The organism is Vibrio sp. Vb0349 (assembly GCF_033338975.1).
On sequence record NZ_JAWOTS010000395.1, the window covers coordinates 1 to 1090 of the forward strand.

The window sequence follows — 1090 nt, forward strand, 5'->3', positions numbered from 1 at the left end:
TGGTGACTTTGATGTGCTTCGCGATAAATACACCACAATGTCTGGTCGCAACGTTGACCTAGAAATCTTTGTCGATAAAGGCAACTTAGACCGAGCGGGTCACGCGATGACATCGCTAATCAACTCAATGAAGTGGGACGAAGAACGCTTTGGTCTAGAATACGACCTCGATATTTACATGATCGTGGCGGTTGATTTCTTCAACATGGGCGCAATGGAAAACAAAGGCCTAAATATCTTTAACTCTAAGTTTGTTCTGGCGAATGACCAAACGGCGACAGACCGAGATTACTTGGGTATTGAAGCTGTGATTAGCCATGAATACTTCCATAACTGGACAGGCAACCGCGTGACTTGCCGTGATTGGTTCCAGCTGAGCCTAAAAGAAGGTTTGACGGTGTTCCGTGATCAAGAGTTTTCTTCTGACTTAGGTTCACGTGCGGTAAATCGAATCGACAACGTGCGCATTATTCGTGGCCCTCAGTTTGCTGAAGATGCAAGCCCAATGTCACACCCAATTCGTCCTGACAAAGTTATTGAAATGAATAACTTTTATACACTGACCGTTTATGAGAAGGGCAGTGAAGTGATTCGTATGTACCACACTTTGCTTGGCGAGGAAGGCTTCCAAAAAGGTATGAAGCTTTACTTTGAGCGTCACGACGGTACAGCGGCAACATGTGAAGACTTCGTTTCTGCAATGGAAGATGCAACGGGCGTTGACCTTAAGCAATTCCGTCTATGGTATAGCCAATCTGGTACACCAACACTTCGTGTAAACAGCGAATACAACGCTGAAGCCAAAACTTACGCGCTAACAGTTGAGCAATTTACTGAAGCAACGCAAGACCAAGCAGAAAAACAAGCACTGCACATTCCATTCGATATCGAGCTTTATGATTCGAAAGGTCAGGTTATCCCACTGATCATTAACGGCGAATCAGTTCACAATGTTTTGGACATCAAGCAAGATAAACAAACATTTGTGTTCGAGAATGTCTCAGATCAACCAGTGCCTTCATTGTTACGCGAGTTCTCTGCGCCAGTTAAATTGGAATACGATTACAGCGACGCTGAACTGATCTTCCTA

Annotated in this window: 1 protein-coding gene; it reads left to right on the top strand. The window is 44.5% G+C overall.

Going from position 1 to position 1090, the window contains the following annotated elements; all coding sequences use genetic code 11:
- Positions 1-1090: DUF3458 domain-containing protein (locus R7Q47_RS26110; RefSeq protein ID WP_318090244.1), on the top strand; the 1090-nt coding region annotated here is incomplete at both ends.